The sequence below is a fragment of the Pseudomonas koreensis genome (assembly GCF_036668835.1).
Taxonomy (GTDB): domain Bacteria; phylum Pseudomonadota; class Gammaproteobacteria; order Pseudomonadales; family Pseudomonadaceae; genus Aquipseudomonas; species Aquipseudomonas koreensis_I.
This window is the reverse complement of sequence record NZ_JAZEVW010000003.1, coordinates 25,067-46,179: the sequence shown is the minus strand read 5'-3', so window position 1 is coordinate 46,179 and position 21,113 is coordinate 25,067. Positions and strand designations below refer to the sequence as shown.

Annotated in this window: 20 protein-coding genes; 4 read left to right on the top strand and 16 right to left on the bottom strand. The window is 60.2% G+C overall.

Going from position 1 to position 21,113, the window contains the following annotated elements:
* Nucleotides 1-248: 248 nt before the first annotated feature.
* Genes V6F91_RS09415 through V6F91_RS09395 form a run of 5 tightly spaced genes read right to left on the bottom strand, consistent with a single transcriptional unit; the run spans nt 249 to nt 4,157 of the window.
* The gene (locus V6F91_RS09415) at nt 249-884 is read right to left on the bottom strand and encodes an SCO family protein (protein ID WP_332763747.1); all 636 of its coding nucleotides are present in this window, start codon (nt 882-884) and stop codon (nt 249-251) included.
* Nucleotides 881-1,780 (bottom strand): heme o synthase, encoded by a 900-nt coding sequence (gene cyoE / locus V6F91_RS09410; protein WP_332763746.1) that lies wholly within the window; start codon nt 1,778-1,780, stop codon nt 881-883. Before cyoE ends, V6F91_RS09415 begins: the two co-directional genes overlap by 4 nt.
* Nucleotides 1,768-2,847, bottom strand: a complete 1,080-nt coding sequence (locus V6F91_RS09405) for a COX15/CtaA family protein (protein ID WP_332763745.1) — start codon at nt 2,845-2,847, stop codon at nt 1,768-1,770. The genes cyoE and V6F91_RS09405 overlap by 13 nt, the downstream gene beginning before the upstream one ends.
* Nucleotides 2,848-2,857: 10 nt before the next feature.
* On the bottom strand, nt 2,858-3,451 hold the full coding sequence (locus tag V6F91_RS09400; protein ID WP_332763743.1) for a hypothetical protein: 594 nt from the start codon (nt 3,449-3,451) through the stop codon (nt 2,858-2,860).
* Complete coding sequence (locus V6F91_RS09395; protein WP_332763741.1) at nt 3,417-4,157, bottom strand: SURF1 family protein; 741 nt, start codon at nt 4,155-4,157, stop codon at nt 3,417-3,419. Before V6F91_RS09395 ends, V6F91_RS09400 begins: the two co-directional genes overlap by 35 nt.
* Nucleotides 4,158-4,228: 71 nt before the next feature.
* Here V6F91_RS09395 and V6F91_RS09390 point away from each other — a divergent pair, with 71 nt between their 5' ends.
* The gene (locus tag V6F91_RS09390) at nt 4,229-4,432 is read left to right on the top strand and encodes a twin transmembrane helix small protein (RefSeq protein ID WP_332763739.1); all 204 of its coding nucleotides are present in this window, start codon (nt 4,229-4,231) and stop codon (nt 4,430-4,432) included.
* A 90-nt stretch (nt 4,433-4,522) separates the two neighbouring features.
* Here the strand turns inward: V6F91_RS09390 and V6F91_RS09385 are convergent, their stop codons facing one another.
* The 4 genes from V6F91_RS09385 to coxB all read right to left on the bottom strand — a co-directional run bounded on the left by V6F91_RS09385 (nt 4,523) and on the right by coxB (nt 8,900).
* A complete protein-coding gene (locus V6F91_RS09385) occupies nt 4,523-5,410 on the bottom strand; it encodes a cytochrome c oxidase subunit 3 (RefSeq protein ID WP_332763737.1) in 888 nt (295 codons plus the stop codon).
* Between the two features lie 25 nt (nt 5,411-5,435).
* On the bottom strand, nt 5,436-5,987 hold the full coding sequence (locus tag V6F91_RS09380) for a cytochrome c oxidase assembly protein (protein WP_332763735.1): 552 nt from the start codon (nt 5,985-5,987) through the stop codon (nt 5,436-5,438).
* 116 nt (nt 5,988-6,103) lie between these two features.
* Nucleotides 6,104-7,690: a cytochrome c oxidase subunit I gene (ctaD, locus tag V6F91_RS09375; RefSeq protein WP_332763733.1), complete on the bottom strand. Its 1,587-nt coding sequence runs from the start codon at nt 7,688-7,690 to the stop codon at nt 6,104-6,106.
* 82 nt (nt 7,691-7,772) lie between these two features.
* The gene (gene coxB, locus V6F91_RS09370) at nt 7,773-8,900 is read right to left on the bottom strand and encodes a cytochrome c oxidase subunit II (protein WP_332763731.1); all 1,128 of its coding nucleotides are present in this window, start codon (nt 8,898-8,900) and stop codon (nt 7,773-7,775) included.
* A gap of 369 nt (nt 8,901-9,269) precedes the next feature.
* Between coxB and V6F91_RS09365 the strand changes: the two genes are divergently transcribed.
* On the top strand, nt 9,270-9,920 hold the full coding sequence (locus tag V6F91_RS09365) for a hypothetical protein (RefSeq protein ID WP_332763729.1): 651 nt from the start codon (nt 9,270-9,272) through the stop codon (nt 9,918-9,920).
* Between the two features lie 129 nt (nt 9,921-10,049).
* Here the strand turns inward: V6F91_RS09365 and V6F91_RS09360 are convergent, their stop codons facing one another.
* From V6F91_RS09360 to V6F91_RS09350, 3 genes are all read right to left on the bottom strand, one after another.
* The gene (locus V6F91_RS09360) at nt 10,050-11,576 is read right to left on the bottom strand and encodes a SulP family inorganic anion transporter (protein ID WP_332763726.1); all 1,527 of its coding nucleotides are present in this window, start codon (nt 11,574-11,576) and stop codon (nt 10,050-10,052) included.
* Between the two features lie 90 nt (nt 11,577-11,666).
* Complete coding sequence (locus V6F91_RS09355) at nt 11,667-12,395, bottom strand: carbonic anhydrase (RefSeq protein ID WP_093096212.1); 729 nt, start codon at nt 12,393-12,395, stop codon at nt 11,667-11,669.
* Between the two features lie 236 nt (nt 12,396-12,631).
* Complete coding sequence (locus V6F91_RS09350) at nt 12,632-13,687, bottom strand: PA0069 family radical SAM protein (RefSeq protein ID WP_332763721.1); 1,056 nt, start codon at nt 13,685-13,687, stop codon at nt 12,632-12,634.
* Between the two features lie 212 nt (nt 13,688-13,899).
* On the opposite strand from V6F91_RS09350, the gene V6F91_RS09345 reads away from it, so the two are divergent.
* Nucleotides 13,900-14,202 (top strand): hypothetical protein, encoded by a 303-nt coding sequence (locus tag V6F91_RS09345; protein ID WP_332763719.1) that lies wholly within the window; start codon nt 13,900-13,902, stop codon nt 14,200-14,202.
* A 65-nt stretch (nt 14,203-14,267) separates the two neighbouring features.
* Here the strand turns inward: V6F91_RS09345 and V6F91_RS09340 are convergent, their stop codons facing one another.
* From V6F91_RS09340 to V6F91_RS09330, 3 genes are read right to left on the bottom strand one after another with little or no spacing between them, the layout of a single operon-like run.
* Entirely contained in the window at nt 14,268-15,569 is a 1,302-nt protein-coding gene (locus V6F91_RS09340) for a cytochrome c (protein WP_332763717.1), read from the bottom strand.
* A gap of 12 nt (nt 15,570-15,581) precedes the next feature.
* Entirely contained in the window at nt 15,582-17,366 is a 1,785-nt protein-coding gene (locus V6F91_RS09335) for a GMC family oxidoreductase (RefSeq protein WP_332763714.1), read from the bottom strand.
* 2 nt (nt 17,367-17,368) lie between these two features.
* The gene (locus tag V6F91_RS09330) at nt 17,369-18,115 is read right to left on the bottom strand and encodes a gluconate 2-dehydrogenase subunit 3 family protein (protein WP_332763712.1); all 747 of its coding nucleotides are present in this window, start codon (nt 18,113-18,115) and stop codon (nt 17,369-17,371) included.
* Nucleotides 18,116-18,415: 300 nt separating this feature from the next.
* Between V6F91_RS09330 and V6F91_RS09325 the strand changes: the two genes are divergently transcribed.
* Nucleotides 18,416-19,060 (top strand): dual specificity protein phosphatase family protein, encoded by a 645-nt coding sequence (locus V6F91_RS09325; protein WP_332763709.1) that lies wholly within the window; start codon nt 18,416-18,418, stop codon nt 19,058-19,060.
* Between the two features lie 8 nt (nt 19,061-19,068).
* On the opposite strand, the gene V6F91_RS09320 is transcribed toward V6F91_RS09325, so the two are convergent.
* Nucleotides 19,069-21,096: a M3 family metallopeptidase gene (locus V6F91_RS09320; protein ID WP_332763707.1), complete on the bottom strand. Its 2,028-nt coding sequence runs from the start codon at nt 21,094-21,096 to the stop codon at nt 19,069-19,071.
* Nucleotides 21,097-21,113 lie beyond the last annotated feature (17 nt).

Below are 21,113 nucleotides of genomic sequence, written 5' to 3'. Positions count from 1 at the left end.
TTGTATCTGGTGGTTGGCTGTAGATCTGCTGTAAAGCTTACCCTCATCGGAACGCCGCCCGCCCAGCCCTCTCCCGGAGGGAGAGGGGGCCGACCGAGGTGTCTGGCGCTGTGCATCGACCTGAAAGACCGAGTCGATTAGGGATTCGGTAAATGAATTTCAGGTCGGCGTAATTCCCCAATATCCCCCATTCAGTCCCCTCTCCCTCCGGGAGAGGGTTAGGGTGAGGGGCTTTTGATCCTGGGGGATTAATCGCGGTTGAGCATCACCGGCAACTGCGCAACCAGCTTGGCGTTGTTCAACGGCGCCCGGATAAACCCACGCTGTTTACCGTCCGGGCCGATCACCGCCAGGTTACCGCTGTGATCCACTGTGTAATTGGGTTTGCTGGTGTCGGCCGGAATAAACGGAATGCTCACCGCGTTCGCGACCTTCTGCAGCTCCTCGATCGAGGTCGGCGTCAGGCCGATGAACTGCGGGTCGAAATAGCCCAGATACTGCTTCAACTGCTTCGGCGTATCGCGGTTGGGGTCGACGCTGACCAGCACGATCTGCAGTTTATCCACCGCATCCTTGGGCAATTCGCTCTTGATCTGGCGCAGTTGCGCAAGCGTGGTCGGGCAAATGTCCGGGCAGAAGGTATAGCCGAAAAACAACAGACTCCATTTGCCCTGCAATTCGTCGATGGCCAGCGGTTTGCCGTCCTGATCGGTCATCGTTACGTCCGGCAGGGTGCGGCTTTGCGGCAGCAGAATGATCCCGGCGTCGATCAGCGCGGTCGGGTCGCCCTGGCCTTTGCCGCTCAGCACTTTGTTGACGGTCAGGCCCAGGATCAGCGCGATCACGGCGACGAGGATGAAAACGGTTTTCTGGGTTCGGGTCATAGGTTCAACAATAAGTAGTGGTCTACGAGCAGGGCGATGAACAACAGGAACAAGTAATAAATAGAGTACTTGAAGGTGTTGATCGCCGCGTGCGGCCGAGTGCCACGGTACAGCACCACGGCCCATTGCAGAAACCTCGCGCCGAGGGCGAGGGCGCAGATCAGGTAGAGCAGGCCGCTCATGTGAATCACGTACGGCAATAGACTCACCGCCAGCAGCGCGAAGGTGTACAGCAGAATATGCACCTTGGTGTAGTGCTCGCCGTGGGTCACCGGCAGCATCGGAATATCGGCCTTGGCGTATTCCTCCTTGCGATGGATGGCCAGCGCCCAGAAGTGCGGCGGCGTCCAGGCGAAGATGATCAGCACCAGCAGCAGCGGTTCGGCGCTGACATGGCCGGTAGCGGCGGTCCAGCCGAGCAAGGGCGGCGCAGCGCCGGCGAGGCCGCCGATGACGATATTCTGCGGCGTCGCGCGTTTGAGGAACCCCGTATAGATCACCGCGTAACCAAGCAACGAGGCGAGGGTCAGCCACGCCGTCAGCGGGTTGGTAAAGGTCAGCAACAAGGCCTGACCGAGCAGCGCCAGCACCAGCGCAAAGGTCAGCGCTGCCGTCGGTGAAACCCGGCCCTCGGCCAAGGGTCGCTTGTGCGTCCGCGCCATCACCGCATCGATGCGCCGATCGACCACATGATTGACCGCCGCCGCGCCGCCCGCGCACAGCGCAATGCCGAGATTGCCAAACACCAGCACCGTCCACGGCACGCCGGCGCGGGTGGCGAGGAACATGCCGACCAGTGAAGTGATCAGCATCAGCACCACGACTTTCGGTTTGGTCAGCTCCAGATAATCGCGCCACAGCGCTTGCGCCGCGCGCGCGCCGGTCAGACTCGCCATGGTGTTTCTCCTTTGAGGGCAATGGGCGCGACGGCGTGTTTACGCGGGCTAAGGTGCCAGCGTGCGAGCGCCGGTCGGGTGACTCGGACCAGGCTGGTGCGCGCGTGATAATTGACCAGCACCATGCTCAGCAACAGCGCCGCGCCACCGATGTTGTGCGCGACCGCGACCGCCAGCGGTAGATGGAACAGCACGTTGCTGATACCGAGGGTGATCTGTGCGGTGAGGGCCACCAGCACCAGCCCGGCCAGGCGCGTCATGCCCACCACTTTCAATTGCCAGGCCAGCCCAAGCAGCACGACCGTCACCAGCAGCGCGCCGATGCGATGAGTCAGGTGAATGGCAGTACGCGCATCGCTGTCGAGTTGCCCGCCCAGATAATTCGGGCCGATGTGTTGAGTCAGATGAAAGCCATTGGCGAAATCCGCCGGCGGCAGCCATTGACCATGGCAGGTCGGGAAGTCGATGCACGCCACCGCGGCGTAGTTGGAACTGACCCAGCCGCCCAGTGCAATCTGGCCGATCACCAACAATAGTCCGGCCGTGGCCCAGTATTGCAAGCGTCGGGGCACGGTCAGCGCCGGCAGTACGCCGGACAAACGCAGCGTCAGCAGAAACAGCAGACTCAAGGTCGCAAAACCGCCGAGCAAATGCCCGGTGACCACTTGCGGCCAGAGCTTGAGCGTCACCGTCCACATGCCGAACGCCGCTTGCGCAAACACCACCGCCAGCAGAAACAGCGGCAGCTTCAACGGCAGCCCCGGATGACGGCGATTGACCCAGGCGCGCCCGGCCAATACGGCGATCAGCAAACTGAGGGTGCCGGCGAAGTAGCGGTGGATCATCTCGTTCCAGCCCTTGTGCGCTTCCACCGGCGAGTCCGGGTAATGCAGTTCGGCATGGGCCAGTTGCGCCTCGCTTTTCGGCACGCTGATAAAGCCGTAGCAACCCGGCCAGTCGGGGCAGCCGAGGCCGGCGTGGGTCAGGCGCGTGTAGGCGCCAAGCAGTACCACAATCAGTGCCAGCAGAGTGGCAAACAGCGCGAGGCGAAATCCAGGTTTGGCCATGACGATGCCCTTATCCGATGTTGGACAGTTTCAGCAGATGCCGCAGGTCGTTGAGCAGATCCTTGCCTTTCACGTTCGGCTCGTAGCGCAGCACCAGATTGCCGTGCGGGTCGATGATCCACAGTTGCGGTGTGGCTTTGTCGCCGGTGGCCTTGCTGAAGGCGGCAGCGTCCAGCGGATAGCGCTGCAGTTGCGGATATTCGCGTGTGAGCTTGGCCTCGTAGTCGGTGCTCAATGGCTGCGCGACGGCAAGAGCATGGCTGGCGCGCCCGGCTTCGCGGCCGAGGCCGATCTGGATCTGCCGAGCCAGATACACCAGTTGCTGGCAATCCACCGCACACTCTTTGGGCGCGGTCACCAGCAATTGCCAGCGCTTCTCGTCCGCCTGTACGCCGAGGTCCGCGCGGGTCTGACCGTTGCCGATCAATTCACCGTGATAGCTGCGACCCTCGGGCACCCAGAACTGCAATTTGTACATGCCGGTGGCGAGGATCATCGGCCCGACCACGCCGAGCACGATCAACAGCAACTGAATGCGTCCGCGCCGGCGGCTGACGGCAGGTTTGGCCTCAGACATGCTGGGTGGATTCATGGCCGTTCGCATGGTGCTTCTCCTTTGCGTTGTGCAAGCCCAAATAGACGTAGAGACCGAGCAGGGCGGTCGCCATGGCGAACCACTGCACGGCGTAGCCGAGGTGTTTTTCCGGGCCCATGGCGACCACCGGCCAGTCGGTCTGGTAGCTGGCCGGGCCGGGTTCGGCGCGCAGTTCATAGGCGAAGCCGTCGCGCTCAAGGGTTTGCCAGAGCTTGCCCGGCTCGACGGTGGTGACGGTTTGCGGCCATGTGCGGCTGACCGGATCGGCGTGCAGCTGGAATGTCGCGCCGGGGGCGATGTAGACCCAGGCGTCGAGCGTCAGGGCATCAGCGGGCGTGGAAAAATGCGGCGCGACACGGCGATCCGGCCACGGCAGCCAGCCGCGATTGACCAGCAGCCACAGCCCGCTGCGCTGATCTTGAAACGGTTGCAGCAATTCGACGCCCACCTTGCCGTCGCGTTGGCGGTTGTCGAGCAACAGGCTGTGGGCGGCATCGAACTGACCGTGCAGGCGCACGCGGCGATATGCCGGATCGGCGCTGGTTGCCAGTTCGCTGCTGGCCATCGGCTCGGCCACACGGCGCTCGGCATAACTGGCCAGCAGCGCGGTTTTTTCCGCGCCCCGGCCCAGTTGCCAAAAGCCCAGCGCGATCATCAGCGGCAGCAGCAACGCGACCACTACGGTCGGTGTCACCCCCGGACGGAAGCGCTTCATGGCCGCGCCACAAAGTCAGTCGTCGCGCTCGCTATACTCAACTGCATTGCCTGTCCCCCGGAGTTCTTCCCATGCTCAAAGCAGCGATCGTCCTGCTGCTGATTGCCACGGTGATCAGCCTGTTCAGCGGCCTGTTTTTCCTGGTCAAGGACGACAGCAGCTCCAATCGCCTGGTCATCGCCTTGAGTGTTCGGGTGGCATTGGCCGCCGTCACCGTCGGCCTGATGGCCTGGGGTTTCTACAGCGGCCAACTGGTGTCCCACGTGCCGTGGTAGACGGGAGCGGCAAGCTTCAAGCGGCAAGCTACAAGTTAGAGGCCATCCCGCTTTCACTTGAAGCTTGCAGCTAGCAACTTGCAGCTGCTGTCAAAGCACATAGACGAAGAAGAACAAGCCGATCCACACCACGTCGACGAAGTGCCAGTACCAGCTCGCCGCTTCGAAGCCGAACTGATGCTCGTTGTCGAAATGGCCCTTCATGATCCGCATCAGCATCACAAACAGGATGATCGTGCCGATGGTCACGTGGGCGCCGTGGAACCCGGTGAGCATGAAGAACGTCGCGCCGTAGATCCCCGAGCCGAGGGTCAGTCCCAGCTCCTTGTAGGCGTGGATGTATTCCTCGGCCTGGAAGCCAAGAAACGCGATGCCCAGCAGCACAGTGATCGCCAGCCACAGTTTCAGCGCGCCGCGATGGCCTTTCTTCAAGGCGTGGTGGGCGATGGTGATGGTCACGCTGGAGCTGACCAGCAGAATGGTGTTAATCAGTGGCAAGCCCCACGGGCTGATCACCTCTTTGGGCGGCGGAAACAATTTCGGGTCTGGGGTATGCAACAGCGGCCAGGTGAACTGGAAGTTCGGCCAAAGCATGTGGGCAATGCCTTTCGGGCCCTCGCCGCCGAGCGCCGGGCCGGAAATGTGCCGTACGTAGAACAGCGCGCCGAAGAAGGCGACAAAGAACATCACCTCGGAAAAGATGAACCAGCTCATGCCCCAGCGGAACGAGCGATCCAGCTGCGGGCTGTAGAGTCCCGCGCGGCTTTCCTTGATCACCGCTCCGAACCAGCCGAAGAGCATGTACGCCAGCAACAGACCGCCAACGAAAAAGATCAGCGGGCCGTGGGAATCCGGGCGTGCTGCCTTCAGATCGTTGAACCAGGTAGCCAGGCCGTACACGGTGACGAACATCCCGAGCGTGGCGATGATCGGCCATTTGCTCTGGGCCGGGACGTAATAGTGCTCATGAGTTGCCATTTATTGTTCTCCTTATCGGCCACGCTCATCCGCCGGTATTAACGGCCACCGGTGGATGTCGGGCGGTGATATCGAACAGCGTGTAAGACAGCGTCAGGTGCTTCACTTCCTTGGGCATGTCGCGGTCAACGATGAAACGCACCGGCATTTCGATCTGTTCACCGGGTTGCAGCACCTGCTGGGTAAAACAAAAACATTCGGTCTTGTGAAAAAACGCCGCTGCGTTGCTCGGCGCGATGCTGGGCACCGCTTGCGCACTCATCGGCTTGTCGGTGGGATTGCGCGCGATGAACACCATCTCGTTGACTGCGCCGGGGTTGGCGGTCAGTTCGTCGTGCTTGGGATAAAAGTCCCACGGCATGTCGGCGGTGTTGGTCGAGAGAAACTGCACGCGCACCTGGCGCGAGGTGTCGACCACTTGCTCGCCCTCGTACTGGCCGCCGGTCTTGCCGTTGATGCCGAAGGCTTTGCACATCACGTCGTAGATCGGCACCAGGGCAAAACCGAAGATAAACATCGCCACCACCACCAGTAACAGGCGGGTGACCAGTTTTTTCAGCGAGATCGAGTCAGCCATGGTTCATGCCTCCCCACCAAACCCTGTAGGAGTGAGCCTGCTCGCGATGGGTCCACCGCGGTGTGCCTGACACACCGCCATCGCGAGCAGGCTCACTCCTACAAAAGTCAGGCGTTTCATTTCACTTCCGGCGGTGTAGTAAAGGTGTGATACGGCGCCGGTGACGGCACGCTCCACTCCAGCCCCTCGGCGCCATCCCACGGTTTGGCCGGTGCCGGTGGGCCGCCACGAATGGTCTTGATGACGATGAACAGGAAGAAGATCTGCGTGGCGCCGAACATGAACGCGCCGATCGACGAAACCATGTTGAAGTCGGCGAATTGCAGGTTGTAGTCCGGAATCCGTCGCGGCATGCCCGCCAGCCCGACGAAGTGCATCGGGAAGAAGGTCAGGTTCATGCCGACGAACGACAGCCAGAAATGCAGCTTGCCGAGGGTTTCGTCGTACATGTGTCCGGTCCATTTCGGCAGCCAGTAATAGGCCGAGGCGAAGATGCCGAAGATTGCCCCGGGCACCAGTACGTAGTGGAAGTGCGCGACCACGAAGTAGGTGTCCTGGTACTGGAAGTCCGCCGGGGCAATTGCCAGCATCAGCCCGGAGAAGCCACCGATGGAAAACAGGATCACGAACGCCACCGCGAACAGCATCGGCGTCTCGAAGGTCATCGAGCCCTGCCACATGGTGCTGGCCCAGTTGAACACTTTCACCCCGGTCGGTACGGCGATCAGCATGGTCGCGTACATGAAGAACAACTCGCCCACCAGCGGAATGCCGACCACAAACATGTGGTGCGCCCAGACGATGAACGACAGAAAGGCGATGCTCGCCGTCGCGTAAACCATCGAGGTGTAGCCGAACAGCGGCTTGCGCGCGAAGGTCGGGATGATCTGGCTGACCGCGCCGAACGCCGGCAGGATCATGATGTACACCTCGGGGTGGCCGAAGAACCAGAACACATGCTGGAACAGCACCGGGTCGCCGCCACCGGCAGCGCTGAAGAAGCTGGTGCCGAAATGGATGTCCATGAGCATCATCGTCACGCACCCGGCCAGCACCGGCATTACCGCGATCAGCAGGAACGCGGTGATCAGCCAGGTCCAGACGAACAGCGGCATTTTCATCAGCGTCATGCCGGGGGCACGCAGGTTGAGGATGGTCGCGACCACGTTGATTGCGCCCATGATCGAGCTGATGCCCATCAGGTGAATGGCAAAGATGAAGAACGTCACGCTTTCCGGTGCGTAGGTCGTCGACAGCGGCGCGTAAAAGGTCCAGCCGAAATTCGGCCCGCCACCCGGGGTGAACAGTGTCGAGACCAGCAGCAGAAACGCCGCCGGCAATAGCCAGAAACTGAAGTTGTTCATCCGTGGCAGGGCCATGTCCGGCGCGCCGACCATCAGCGGAATCATCCAGTTGGCGAGGCCGACGAACGCCGGCATTACCGCACCGAACACCATGACCAGACCGTGCATCGTGGTCATCTGGTTGAAGAATTCCGGCTGCACGATCTGCAGGCCGGGCTGGAACAGCTCGGCGCGAATGACCATGGCGAACGAGCCGCCGAGCAGGAACATGCAGAACGCGAACCACAGGTACAGCGTGCCGATGTCCTTGTGGTTGGTGGTCAGCACCCAGCGCATCAGGCCTTTGGCGGGGCCGTGGGCGTGGTCGGCGTGACCGTGGTCATCGATGACAGCGCTCATGGCCGGTCTCCTTCACGAAAGTGGACGGGGCAGGCCAGGGCGCGCGGCCCCGACCGGTTCACTGAATACGCAATTGACCGGCTCATTTGCTTTCCGCCTGTTTCAGCTCCAGCACTTCTTTTGGCGTGACCATGTCGCCCTTGTTGTTGCCCCAGGCGTTACGTTCGTAGGTCACGACCGCGGCGATATCGACTTCCGACAGTTGCTTGCCGAATGCCGCCATGGCGGTGCCGGGTTTGCCGTGGAAGACAATGCTCAGGTGGCCTTCTTTCGGCCCGGTGGCGATTTTCGAGCCCTTGAGCGCCGGGAACATCGGCGGCAGGCCCTGGCCTTCGGCCTGGTGACAGGCGACGCACGTGGTGTGGTAGACCTTGTCGCCGCGCTCCTTGAGCTCGTCGAGGGTCCATTCCTTGCTGGTCAGCTCCTTGAGCTGCGCCGCTTCTCCCTTGCGCTCGGCGAGCCATTTTTCGTAGTCGGCCTGCTCCTTGACCTCGACCACGATGGGCATGAAGCCATGGTCCTTGCCGCACAGTTCGGCGCATTGACCGCGATAGAGGCCGGGCTTGTCGATACGGGTCCAGGCTTCGTTGACGAAACCGGGGATCGCATCGCGCTTGACCGCAAACGCCGGCACCCACCATGAGTGAATAACGTCGGCGGAGGTGACAAGGAAGCGCACCTTGGCGCCGATCGGCAGCACCAGCGGCTTGTCGACTTCGAGCAAATAGTGCTCGCCCTTGGCTTCCTTGTTGTGGATCTGCTCGGCGGGGGTGGCCAGGTTGCTGAAGAACTCGACGTCCTGACCCAGATATTTGTAGTGCCACTTCCACTGATAACCGGTGACCTGAATATCGATATCCGGCTCACTGGTGTCGTACATCTTGATCAACGTGGCGGTGGCGGGAACGGCCATGGCTACCAGAATCAGCAGCGGCACAATGGTCCACATGATCTCGACGCCGGTGCTTTCGTGGAATTTTGCGGCGACCTGGCCGGTGGAGCGGCGGTGCACCATCATCGACCAGAACATGGCGCCGAAGACGATGATCCCGATCACCACACAGATCCAGAAAATGGTCATGTGCAGGTCGAATACTGCGTGACTGATTTCAGTCGCTCCAGGCGCCATATTCACAGTCCAGGCGGCGTTGGCCTGGCTGAAAATCGACCACAACAGGAGGCCCATCCAGACATGTGGATGTCGCATCATTGCGGGTTCCCCTTATCGTTCTTGTTATCCCGCCGGCTTTCGCCTGCGGCAAGGGAGCGGCTGCATCAGACTACGAACTTGAATCGCCGGGCCTTGCTGCGGGTGCAGTCGGGCGTCATCAGCTAACTCCATTCATTGGCGAGTATAGACAGCGCCCGGGAATTGCAACCCGGGCACGTAAATGAGCTGAAACACCCGGCGCTTGCGTTCAAGGGCCCGAATGGAGAAGGATGCAGACGAGTGGTGGCGAATGGATATAACGCAGCTGCATCAAGGATGAAATAATTATGACAAATGCGTCTTAGCGTTTTTCGTAAGCCAGCTAAGTTATGTCTTCCCTATTTCATTGCCTTGTTTCCTGGAGTTTTCATGAACACCGCCGCATTGCGCGAGCAGATCCAAACCGCCCAACAGCACGAAAAAGACACCGGCCTGCTGACCCGTCAGCTGGAAAGCAAGCTGCCTCATCTGCACCCGGCGATCCAGTTGCCGGAAACCGACGCCAACGGCGTGCTGACGCGTTTCGTCGCCGCCTACATAGATGAAGTACCAGACCTGCTCGATGCAGCCAATGAAGTCGCCAGGGAAGCGGGAATCGAATCGCAGATCAAACCGGTGCTGAAAATCGCCGAGCAGTATTTCCTCCAGCCGCCAGCGATCATGGCCGGGCATGTGGGCCTGGACAGCCTGCTCGACGAAGCCTATCTGGCGCACCGTTTTGTCGAAGAGGTCAACGACCTGTACATCAAGCATTTCGGCCAGCCACTGATCCCCCTGGACATGACGGTCGCCAATCTGATTGCTCACCAATTGATCGGTGAAGCATTTGCCAATCAACTGGACGAAGCGGTACACCACGCGATTGATGAAATGCTCAACGACGAGAGTTTTGCGCTGGAGTCGGTAGAAGCCTACCGCGACAAACTCAGCAGCCCGGACACCGGCGCCGCGTGGAAGCGCTGGCCGTGCATGAGCCGCCGCTTGGGTGTGGGGCTTGAGCTGGATCAGCCGGCTGCCTGAGTCATACACAATCCAATGTAGGAGTGAGCCTGCTCGCGATGGCGATGGAACATTCAACATCTTCGTTGATTGATCCACCGTCATCGCGAGCAGGCTCACTCCTACAGGGGTCGAGTTCAACCCGTAGATTCAACCCGCCGCACCAATCCCGGTATTGGTCCGCACCCGGCCTTCCAGCCTGCGCTTCAACCCACGCGACTCGATCAACAGCTTCGAACCCTTCGCCGCATTTGCCCGGCCCCATTCCTCCAGCAATTCCAGACACGAGTGGTCGATATAGCTCAGGTTATTCAGCGGCACATGCACCGTGGTGCCGTGGGGAATGCTGCCCAGTACCTGGGTCAGCGCCGGCACTTTGAGGAACGTCGCCGCACCGACCAGACGCAATTCCATCTCGCCGTCCTGCGGCAGGTCGATCAGGCTGATCTTCAAGCGTGAGGCCTTGAATGCCAGCTTCAACATCGTCAGGCCAAAACCGATCAGCACGCCGGTGAGCAGGTCGGTGAAGATGATCGCCAGTGCCGTCGCGGCGTAGGTGAACATTGGCATGCGTCCGTAACGACTCAGACCACGGAAGGCTTTCAGGTCGACCAGTTTGAAACCGGTATACACCAGCACACCGGCCAGGCTCGCCACCGGAATGCTTTGCAGCACACTCGACAGCAACAGCACGAACGCCAGCAGCCACAGGCCGTGAAAGATCGTCGAGTAGCGCGTGGTCGCACCGGCCTGAACGTTGGCCGAACTGCGCACGATCACACCGGTCATCGGTAACGCACCGACCAGTCCGCAGAGCATGTTGCCGACACCTTGCGCCGACAATTCACGGTCGAAATCCGAGCGTACACCGCTGTGCATACGGTCCACCGCGGCGGCGGACAACAGGGTTTCGGCGCTGGCGATGAACGCCACGGCGAACGCGGCGATCAGCAGCGTCGGGTCGGCGAGACTCATCAGGTCCGCGGGTTTGAGCCAATCGATGGCTTCGGCCAGATTCGCCGGTACTTCTACACGCTTGACCTGCAAGGCCAGCAGCAGACTGGCGGCGGTCGCCAGACCTACTCCCAGCAGGGCGCCGGGCACGAAACGCAGCGAATGTGGGCGAAATTTTTCCCACAGCCACATCACCGCAATCGTCGCCAGCCCGAGCAACCCGGCCTGCCAGCCAAACGACGGCAGGGCCTGCGCCACGGCCGCCGGGAATGCCGTGAGGTTGTCCAGCCCTGACGGTTGTGGCTTGGCGTCGAGCATCACATGCACCTGCGACAGCACAATCAACACGCCAATCCCCGCCAGCATTCCGTAGACCACCGCTGGCGCCGTGACCCGAAACCAGCAACCGAGCTTCAGGCGCCCGGCGACCAGTTGCAGAAAACCGGCCAGCAACAGGATCGGCCCGAGCATCTCGATACCATGCTGGCGCACCAGCTCGAACACCAACACCGCCAGCCCCGCCGCCGGCCCGCTGACCTGCAATGGCGAACCCGCCAGCCAACCGACCACCAGACCACCGATGATCCCGGTAATCAAACCTTTGGCCGGCGGCAACCCTGAGGCAATCGCAATACCCATGCACAGCGGCAGGGCGACCAGAAACACAACCACGGAAGCGAGCAGCTCCCGGGGCAACACCGCTTTCAATTGAGCCGCACGCATGGCGATTCTCCCGAAGTTTTCTTCAGGCGTGGCGAGGCCGGGCCGCTGAATCAGCGGCCGGCGTCAAACCACACAGATGTTTAGGAAGAGTTAGAAGCGCGCTTTGGGCGTCGCGACCGGTATCGGATGGCTGCCGTCGAGCGGCAGGAAACGACCCTGATCTGCGTCGTAAGCTTTGATTTCGCTGGTTTCGATGTTGTAGACCCAGCCATGGATGAACAGATGACCGTTCGCCATGCGCGAGGCTACCGAAGGATGGGTACGCAAGTGCTGCAGCTGGGCGATGACGTTTTCCTCGGTGAGGATCGGCATGCTTTCTTTTTCGTCGGTGCAGTTGCAGTTGTCATGCACCATGGTTTTCGCCACTTCAGCGTGGCGCAGCCAGGCTTTGACCGTTGGCATTTTTTCCAGGCTGTCCGGGTTGAGTACCGCACGCATGGCGCCGCAATCGGAATGGCCGCAGATGATGATGTGCTGCACGCCAAGCGCCAGCACCGCATATTCGATCGCGGTGGAAACGCCGCCGTTCATCTGCCCGTAAGGCGGCACGACGTTGCCGACGTTACGGGTCACGAACAGATCGCCGGGCGAACTCTGCGTAATAAGCTCGGGAACGATGCGCGAGTCGGCGCAGGTGATGAACATCGCCTTGGGCGCCTGAGCCGTCGCGAGTTTCTTGAACAGTTCTTCCTGCTGGGGAAAAACGTCATGATGAAAGCGTAAAAAGCCATCAACGATCTGTCGCAGTGCTGCATCGGCGGATTCCGCTTCAGGGCTTTGCGCCGAGGCAGCCAACGACTGTTTATCCTTGTCACTCATGATTCATCCTCTTTGGCGGATTCAGGGAGTCTTCCCCGGTGTTCCGGTATGAAGCCAGTGGCTGTTTAAACCATCCGGGTCATCCCGACCCGTCAGTCACTCGATGAACAAGGTAGCTGCCGAAACTTAACTCAAACTGAATCAAGCGCTCTAGAACGTGTGTTCCAGGTCACAAAAAATGTGACCGAGCAATCCCGGCAGAAGGATTCCAACCCACAACCCTGGGTCAATTGTCGCTAAATCAGCGACATCTGGCGACCCGGTGGACAGAAGGCTGTGCAGTCGAGGTCGTAACCCTCACGATGATTCAGGCCAAGGCGCTTGATGGCCTTGGCGAAACGCTGCGCGAGCAGATCGGCGAAAATGCCTTCGCCACGCATGCGCGCACCGAAACGGCTGTCGTAAAGCTCGCCGCCGCGGCTCTGGCGAATCAGGCTAAGGACGTGGGCGGCGCGTTGCGGGTAATGTGCGGCCAGCCATTCCTCGAACAGCGGCGCCACCTCCAGCGGCAGGCGCAGCATCATGTACGCAGCGCTTTGCGCACCGGCGGCGTGGGCCTCGCTGAGCAGGGTTTCGATCTCGCTGTCGTTGATCATCGGGATCATCGGCGAACACAGCACGCCGACCGGAATCCCGGCTTCGCGCATCACCCGGATCGCGCGCAAGCGTGCCTTGGGCGCGGCGGCACGGGGTTCAAGGACGCGTTTGAGTTCGTCATCCAGGGTGGTCAGGCTGATCATCACCTTCACCAGCCGTTGTTGCGCCAGTTCGGTCAGCAGATCCAGATCACGCAGAATCAGCGAACCTTTGGTAACGATCGTCACTGGATGTCGATAGCGCAGCAGCACTTCGAGGGTCTGCCGGGTAATCCTGTATTCGCGTTCGATCGGCTGATACGGATCGGTGTTGGAGCCCAGATTGATCGGCGCGCATTGATAACCGTTCTTGCTCAACTGCTCTTCCAGCACTTGCGCGGCGTTGGTCTTGGCGATCAGCCGGGTTTCGAAATCCAGCCCCGGCGACATGTCCCAATAGGCATGGCTGGGCCGCGCGTAGCAATAAATGCAGCCGTGCTCGCAGCCGCGATAAGGATTGATCGAACGGTCGAAGGGCAGGTCCGGCGAGGTGTTGCGGCTGATGATCGATTTGGCCTTTTCGATGATCACTTCGGTGTTTTGCGTCTCTGGCACTTCCTGATACCAGCCGTCATCCTCGGCCACCGAACGGTTCGGCGCGAAGCGGTTGTGCGGGTTGGTAGCGGTGCCGCGACCGCGAGGCGGTGGAGTGATCATGATGCTGCTCTCGATCTGTATGGGCATACAGTACCGAGTGACGCGTGTCTGATCCAGTACCGTTCAGCGATGAGGCCACTGATCTGTATTAATCCGCAAACAAGAGACAACCGGCGATACATATACCCGGTTGTTGTGCAAAGTTGCCGCAGATAGTCTTTGGCACTCAGGTGGACCCAGGATGGGTTACAAAAACAAAAGGATTTAGTGTTATGTCGTTTCTTAATCAACGTGGCGTTTTCATGCAAATGATGTTGCCCAATGCCTCCGAGCCCAACACCATTGTTTCGCTGCAACTGGCGCGCAAGGAACTGGGCTGGAACGCCGAGCAGGCGCTGCCCACCGAGGCACTGGTTGACTCGAGTTACGTGGTCGCAGTGTCTGCTGACCGTGGCAAGACCTTTACTATTCGCAGCAACAAAAATGATGTAGACGGCGACGGTGATATCGATAGCGATGACAAGGAAAAGTTGATCGCGCTGGCCAAGGCGTATGTGAGTATCGTCAATCCGTAAGTTGGATTTACTGTCACGCTTTAAAATTAAAACCCTGCATGAAAAGTTCATGCAGGGTTTTGTTTTTATTGATGCTTGGTCACTTGACCAAGATCATTCGGCGACATGCTTTCCATGTCATTGCTGCGCAGGTTGGCGACGTCTTTGGCGCTCACCGGCGCGCCTTTGTTACCCCAACTCCCCCGAATGAAACTCACCACATCCGCGACTTCCTGATCCGACAGGCGCCAGGCGAAGCCGGGCATGGTAAAGGTCGATGGCGCGGTGTGCGTGGCCGGCAGCGTGCCGCCCTTGAGGATGATGTGGATCAACGAGGTCGGATCCTCCGTCTGCAATACCGGATTGCCCGCCAGTGCCGGAAACACGCGGGTGTAGCCGTGCCCGTCGGTGCGGTGGCATGCCGCGCAGTTGTCGATGTACACCGACGCGCCACGCTGGCTGTCGTCGCCGTTCCACAGCGCTTTGGCAGCTTTTTCATCGTACTGATGCGGCTGATCGGCGGGATCGCTGGCCGGCAGCGACTTCAGATAACGGGCGATGGCGGTCAGGTCGGCGTCGGTCATGTATTGCATGCTGTGGGTGACCACGTCGCTCATGCCGCCGAACACCGCGCTGCGATCACTGCGCCCGGTCTTGAGGAATTGCACCAGTTGCTCCTCGCTCCAGCTGCCGAGGCCGTCCTTGTGGTCGCCGCGCAGGCTCTTGGCGATCCAGCCTTCCAGCGGCGCACTGCCGGCGAGGAAGGTTTTGCCATCCGATGCGCTGAGGGATTTTTCCTGCATGGTCAGGGCGCGTGGTGTGTGACAGGCGCCGCAGTGGCCGAGTCCTTCGACCAGATACGCGCCGCGATCAATCACCGGATCGTCCGACGTGGCCTTGTAATCCTCGACCTTCGGCGCGAACAGCCAACGCCAGCCCATCAGCGGCCAGCGCATGCTCAACGGCCACGGAATGTCGCTGGCCCTGTTCTCCTGCGCCACCGGTTCGACGCCGTGCATGAAATACGCATACAGCGCTTGCATGTCAGCCTGGTTGACCCTGGCGTAGGACGGATACGGCATTGCCGGGTACAAGGTGCTGCCATTTTTGGCGACGCCATGGCGCACGGCCTGGTCGAAATCCTCGAAGCTGTAATCACCGATACCGGATTTGTCCGGGGTGATGTTGGTCGAGTAGATCGTGCCGATCGGGGTTTCCATCGGCAGGCCGCCCGCGAACGGCTTGCCGTTTTTGGTGGTATGGCAAGCCACGCAGTCACCGGCACGGGCGAGGTATTCGCCTTGTTTGATCAGATTCTGATCAACTTCCGCTGCCTGCAGGGAGGCGCTGCCGAGCAGCGCCAGGGTGGCGATAACGAAATTTTTCATGGTCATCGCTCCTTATGCCTGAACCAGCGGGCCGGGATTTTTCAGATATTGCTCGCGGATCGCTTTTGCCGACCAGTAGGTCAGTGCCGCGACGAGTCCGGTCGGGTTGTAGCCCAGGCCTTGCGGGAACGCCGAGGCGCCGGGCACGAAGACGTTGTGCACGTCCCAGCTCTGCAGATAGCGGTTCAACGCGCTGGTCTTCGGATCGGTGCCCATGATCGCGCCACCGTTGAGGTGGGTGGTCTGATAGGACGCGGTATTGAAGTGGTCGCCGACCTGCTTGCCGATCACCGCAATCGCTTTGGGCCCCATGGCTTGGGCGACCTTGCCCATTTTTTCGACCATGAAGCGGTTCATCTTGATGTCGTTTTCCTGCCAGTCGAAGGTCATCCGCAGCAGCGGCAGACCGTAGGCATCGCGATAGACCGGGTCGAGATCGAGGTAGTTGCCGCGGTAGGACTGATGCGCACCGTGGGCGTCCATCGACACCTGATGGGTGTAGTAATCGGCGGTCGCACGTTTCCACGCGCTGCCCCACGCCGGTGTGCCGGGCGGGTTCGAGGTGCCGGCTATCGGCCTGCTGCCGGCCTGGTTGACCCACATCGGCGAGCCACCGACGAAGCCGTGCGGGCCGTGGTCGAAGTTGTCGGCGTTGAAGTCATCCAGTGCCACGCCGTTGCCGCCAGCGCCGATGAAGTTGTTGGTGTGGGTGTTCTTGTCGAAGAACGCCTTGATGGTCGCCATGTTCTGGTAGGCGAAGTTGCGCCCGACCACGCCTTCGCCGCTGATCGGATCGTACGGTTTGCCAATGCCCGAGAGCAGCATCAGACGCACGTTATGCAACTGGAACGCGCCGAGAATCACCAGATCAGCCGGCTGTTCGATTTCGCGGCCTTGGCCATCGATATAAGTCACGCCGGTGGCTTTGCTCTTGCTGCTGTCGAGGTTGACCCGCAGCACATGCGAGTTGGGCCGCAGTTCGAAATTCGGCAATGGCTTGAGCGCCGGCAGAATGTTCACGTTCGGCGACGCCTTGGAATACATGTAGCAGACATAACCGCTGCAGAAACCGCAGAAGTTGCACGGGCCCATCTGTGCACCGTAGGGATTGGTGTACGGCCCGGAAGTATTAGCGGAAGGCAGGTTGTAGGGCTTGTAACCGACCTCTGTAGCCGCTTTACCAAACAATTGCGCAGACACGGTGTTCTTTTGCGCTTCGAGCGGGAACGGGTTGGAGCGGTCCGGCGCGTAGGGATTGCCGCCCTTGCCTTGACCGACCAATTGGCCCTTCACGGTCCAGGCCTGGCCGGAGGTGCCGAAGACTTTTTCGGCGAAGTCGAAAAACGGCTCCAGCTCTTCATAGCTGACGCCGAAGTCCTGAATGGTCATGTCCTTGGGGATGAAGCTTTTGCCGTAGCGCTCTTCGTAGTGGCTGCGCATGCGCAACTCAATCGGATCGACGCGAAAGTGCACGCCCGACCAGTGCAAACCGGCGCCGCCGACACCGTTGCCCGGCAGGAATGCGCCCAACTGACGGTTCGGCAGGGCGATGTCGTTGACGCTATGCCGAATGGTCACGGTTTCTTTGGAGATGTCTTGAAAGAGTTTTTTGCGCACGCTGTAGGTGAGTTCGTCGATCACCTGGGGATAGTTGCCGTCGGGGTAGGTGTCCTGCATCGGCCCACGCTCCAGCGCCAGCACGTTGAGACCCGCTTCGGTCAGTTCCTTGGCCATGATCGCGCCAGTCCAGCCGAAACCGACGATCACGGCGTCGACCTTTTTCATTACCGTTGCCATGTTTACGCCCTCTCGCCGCGGATCGACACTGCCGGGAAGGGGTATTGCTCGTTGCGTTCCACCCAATCCATGAAATCGGCGCGGGCGCCGGGGAAACCGATCATGGTCCAGCCGACCATGCCTTTATTGCCGCCGTGGATCGGGTCGCAGAAGAAGCCTTCCTTGGTGTTCTGCAGCAGCAGATTGAAGAAAATCTTCGCCGCAACCGCGTCGAACTGTGGTTTACCGGCTTCAAGCTGCTTGAGCAAATCGTCTCGGGTAGCGCTGTCTTGCTCGGCAAATGTTTTACCGTTGAAGGCTTTTGCCCACTGATCCGTGGCGGCGATGCCCAAACGATAGATGTCCTTGGGCACCAGTTTGCTTTGCCAGCCCATTTCCGGCGCGGCGTCGGCATTGAACGGGCCTTGCATGTACCACAGGGCACCGGCGGCGTACGGCGTGTTCATCTGACGATCGATGTATTCCGGCACGCCGGCTTCGAGCGCACCCGGGCCTTGGGCATCGTTGGGGATCAATTGCGCGACGGCGGCATTGATGAACGCCCATTCCTCAGCGGTGAAATAGCTGGGCTGGTATTCGCCGGCCTCGCCACGAACTGGCTGGGTGGCAGGTTTGGCGGGCGCGGTTTCAGGCGCGGCGTGCAGCACGCTGCTGCCCAGACCAGTGCCGGCCAGGGTGACCACTGGAATCAGGGTCAGGGATTTGCGCAAAAACTCACGCCGCGGGTTGTCTCGATCTTCATCAGACATGGGGTGCACCTCATCAGGCATTAGCATTGAGCCGATTCTGCGAAAGGCTTGGGATTTTGCGTCGCAACGACAGCGCTCTGGCCTGAAAAAAGGCAGGGTGCCTGCAACATCGTGTGACAAATGGTAGCAGGCTAAGCATCAGCATGAACCGGCGCGATGGAAAAAAGCTCCGGCCGCAATGAAATTTTTGTCATCAAGCGCCGTTCACAATTCTTTAACAAGCGACTCACAGGGCTTTGACCGTTCAACCGCGAAGCTGCGCCGTCTCTCAATGAAACATCCGAAACGGTCAATTCCAGCATGCCTCGAGTGCGCATTTTTCCTGTTTTTTGCTCGGCTCTTTTCGTCCTGTTGCAGCTGACGTCCGTTCAGGCCGAGTCGCTGTCGCTGGCCCGCCCCGCTGAATGGGCGCAGCCGGTCGAAGTGCAGTACAACCTGTTCCAGATGTCGCCGACCTTGTATCGCAGCGCCTTGCCCGACGGTGGTGCGCTTCCCCTTCTGAAAAATCTGAAGATCATCACGGTGATCAATTTTCTCCCGGACGATGATCGCAGCTGGCTAGCGGATCCGGCTATCGAGCAGGTGCGATTGCCTTATCGCACCAATCATGTCGATGACAGCGACGTGCTCAAGGCGTTGCGCGCGATCCAGGCGGCCGAAGCCAACGGCCCGGTGCTCATGCATTGCAAGCACGGTTCTGACCGCACCGGGCTGATGGCGGCCATGTATCGGGTCGTGGTGCAGGGCTGGAGTAAAGAGGACGCCCTGAGCGAAATGACGCAGGGCGGTTTCGGCGACAGCACCCACTTCAAGGACGGCATTCGCTACATGATGCAGGCGGATGTCGACAAGTTGCGCACAGCGCTGGCCAACGGCGATTGCAGCACCAGTGCCTTCGCCACCTGCTCGATGAAAAGCTGGTTCAAATCGGCCCACGTCGAGTAGCCTGCGGTTTAATCCGGCCGCGCTGAAAACAGTTCGGCGGGCCTCGGCTTGCCGAGAAATTTTTCCATTGCACCAAGCAGCGAAACCGATTCGCCGGAGAAAAACGCGTCGCGCAAATCCCGGCCGGTCTGTGTGTTGAACACGCCTTCGCGTTCGACGCGCTTGAACGCTTCGGAGGCCAGCACACCTGACCATTTGTAGGCGTACACCGAGGCTTCGTAACCGGTCACCAGATAATCGAAACCGCTGGCAAATCGGCAATAGGCCGGCAGGTTCAGTTGCGGGATCTGCTTCAGCACCGCGTCGAAGCATTGTTGTAGATCGCGGCCATTGGCCGCGCTGCGGTGCAATTCAAGATCGAGCAGAGCCTCGAGCAATAGCATGGCGGTATCGCGGCTGGTGTGCGACGCGATGGCGGCCAGCGCCGAGGATATCCGCGCACGGCTTAGCGGCATATGGTTTTGGTAATGAGCGGACAACCACTGAAGCAGCTCCTCTGAGAGGCTCAATTGCTCGAACAGCTGTCCGGCGAACTCTGCCGAGTCCCGCCCCAGTTGCGAAATACCGGAAAGGTTGTAGTGCGGCGAACGGGTCAGCACATGCTGCAGGCAATGCCCGAATTCGTGAAACAGCACGCGCAGGTCCTTGTGCGACAGCAGGCTGGGATGTCCGTCGGTGGCGGGCGCGAAATTGCAATGAAGGATGGCGATCGGCAGGGCCGGTCGACCTTCGGCATTGATACGGTGGTCGCGCACGGTGCTGGCCGCGGCGAAGTCGGGCGCATCCTGACGATGAAAGGGATCGAAATAGACATAGCCGAGCACCTGATCGTATTCGCTGACCTCTAACAACCGCACCTCTTGGTGCCAATGGCTGAGGTCTTTGCGCTCGGTCAGTTTGACGCCGAATAGATGTTCGATGAACTGGCAGAAACGGCGCAGCGTTTCGTCCAGTTCAAAGTACTGGCGAAGGCCTTTGGGTGCGCTGGCCGAACGTTGCTGGCGCCATTGTTCAGCGAAGTAGTCGAAATCCCAGGCCTGGAGTTCTTCGATTCCCTGGGTCGCAGCAAATATCTGTAAGTCCTGCGTGTCCCGCTCCAGCGCCGCGCGATTGTGCGCAATCTGCTGCTTTAGAAACGCTTCGACCTGAGCCGGCGAGGTACCCATCTGTTGCGAGAGGCGCTGATGGGCGAAGCTTTCAAAGCCGAGCAATCGAGCTTCTTCATGGCGCAACGCGAGCAATTTCTGCAAGACCGGGCCGTTGTCGAACCGCTCGGAATGCGGTCCCTGATCCGAGGCCCGGGTGCTGAACGCGACGAAGTACGCCTCACGCAAACGGCGGTCGCTGGCGTTTTTCATCAGGTATTCGTACGTGTTGCGATCGAGTGTCAGCAGCCAGCCGGTTTTTCCCGCCTGACGTGCAGAAAGCGCCAATCGATCCTTGAAGTCGGCAGACAAGCCATCAAGCGTGGCAATGTCGTCGATCTGCTTGGTCCAGGCGGCGTTGCTGCGCTGCAGATTGATCTGGAAGATTTGCTGCTGTAGATCGATGTCGCCGGTTAGTGCGGCCAGTCGCTGTCGTTGTTCGGTGGGCAATTCGATGCCTGTCAGGCGGAAGTCGAGCAGGGTCTTGGCCAGCGATGCCTTGCGAAACGCATCGAAGCTGGCGGCGATCGGGCTCCGCTCCAGACTTTGATACGTGCGGTATAGCGCCAGGTTGGCAAATTTCCGCGAGCGATAGCGCTTCGCGATCAGGCTGCACTGCGCGCTTTGCGTCAGCCAGTCGGCATCAGTGCCTTTGACCGTGTCGAGTACTTCGATGATGGCGATGGCTTCGGCGATGCGTGCGTCGGCTTCGTCGATAGCGATCACCAGATCATCCCAGCTCGGGTGAACGGTCTGCGTGGCAATCACCTCGGCGATGATCCGCTGGTTGTCAGCGACGATGGCATCGAAGGCGGGGGCCAGGTGTTCGGCTTGTATCTCGGACCAGGCCGGCAGTTGCCAGCGTTGCAGCAGGGGCGTGGCGGGGGGCATCGCGTCTTCCTTGACCG

Excerpts from the sequence above, each read along its gene's own strand:
- V6F91_RS09350 (WP_332763721.1), bottom strand. The coding sequence starts at position 13,687 with ATGATCACTCCACCGCCTCGCGGTCGCGGCACCGCTACCAACCCGCAC.
- V6F91_RS09390 (WP_332763739.1), top strand. The coding sequence starts at position 4,229 with ATGCTCAAAGCAGCGATCGTCCTGCTGCTGATTGCCACGGTGATCAGC.
- V6F91_RS09400 (WP_332763743.1), bottom strand. The coding sequence starts at position 3,451 with ATGCGAACGGCCATGAATCCACCCAGCATGTCTGAGGCCAAACCTGCC.
- coxB (WP_332763731.1), bottom strand. The coding sequence starts at position 8,900 with ATGATGCGACATCCACATGTCTGGATGGGCCTCCTGTTGTGGTCGATT.
- V6F91_RS09395 (WP_332763741.1), bottom strand. The coding sequence starts at position 4,157 with ATGAAGCGCTTCCGTCCGGGGGTGACACCGACCGTAGTGGTCGCGTTG.
- cyoE (WP_332763746.1), bottom strand. The coding sequence starts at position 1,780 with ATGGCGAGTCTGACCGGCGCGCGCGCGGCGCAAGCGCTGTGGCGCGAT.
- V6F91_RS09345 (WP_332763719.1), top strand. The coding sequence starts at position 13,900 with ATGTCGTTTCTTAATCAACGTGGCGTTTTCATGCAAATGATGTTGCCC.
- V6F91_RS09360 (WP_332763726.1), bottom strand. The coding sequence starts at position 11,576 with ATGCGTGCGGCTCAATTGAAAGCGGTGTTGCCCCGGGAGCTGCTCGCT.
- V6F91_RS09380 (WP_332763735.1), bottom strand. The coding sequence starts at position 5,987 with ATGGCTGACTCGATCTCGCTGAAAAAACTGGTCACCCGCCTGTTACTG.
- V6F91_RS09415 (WP_332763747.1), bottom strand. The coding sequence starts at position 884 with ATGACCCGAACCCAGAAAACCGTTTTCATCCTCGTCGCCGTGATCGCG.
- V6F91_RS09335 (WP_332763714.1), bottom strand. The coding sequence starts at position 17,366 with ATGGCAACGGTAATGAAAAAGGTCGACGCCGTGATCGTCGGTTTCGGC.
- V6F91_RS09355 (WP_093096212.1), bottom strand. The coding sequence starts at position 12,395 with ATGAGTGACAAGGATAAACAGTCGTTGGCTGCCTCGGCGCAAAGCCCT.
- V6F91_RS09340 (WP_332763717.1), bottom strand. The coding sequence starts at position 15,569 with ATGAAAAATTTCGTTATCGCCACCCTGGCGCTGCTCGGCAGCGCCTCC.
- V6F91_RS09385 (WP_332763737.1), bottom strand. The coding sequence starts at position 5,410 with ATGGCAACTCATGAGCACTATTACGTCCCGGCCCAGAGCAAATGGCCG.
- V6F91_RS09320 (WP_332763707.1), bottom strand. The coding sequence starts at position 21,096 with ATGCCCCCCGCCACGCCCCTGCTGCAACGCTGGCAACTGCCGGCCTGG.
- V6F91_RS09330 (WP_332763712.1), bottom strand. The coding sequence starts at position 18,115 with ATGTCTGATGAAGATCGAGACAACCCGCGGCGTGAGTTTTTGCGCAAA.
- ctaD (WP_332763733.1), bottom strand. The coding sequence starts at position 7,690 with ATGAGCGCTGTCATCGATGACCACGGTCACGCCGACCACGCCCACGGC.
- V6F91_RS09325 (WP_332763709.1), top strand. The coding sequence starts at position 18,416 with ATGCCTCGAGTGCGCATTTTTCCTGTTTTTTGCTCGGCTCTTTTCGTC.
- V6F91_RS09405 (WP_332763745.1), bottom strand. The coding sequence starts at position 2,847 with ATGGCCAAACCTGGATTTCGCCTCGCGCTGTTTGCCACTCTGCTGGCA.
- V6F91_RS09365 (WP_332763729.1), top strand. The coding sequence starts at position 9,270 with ATGAACACCGCCGCATTGCGCGAGCAGATCCAAACCGCCCAACAGCAC.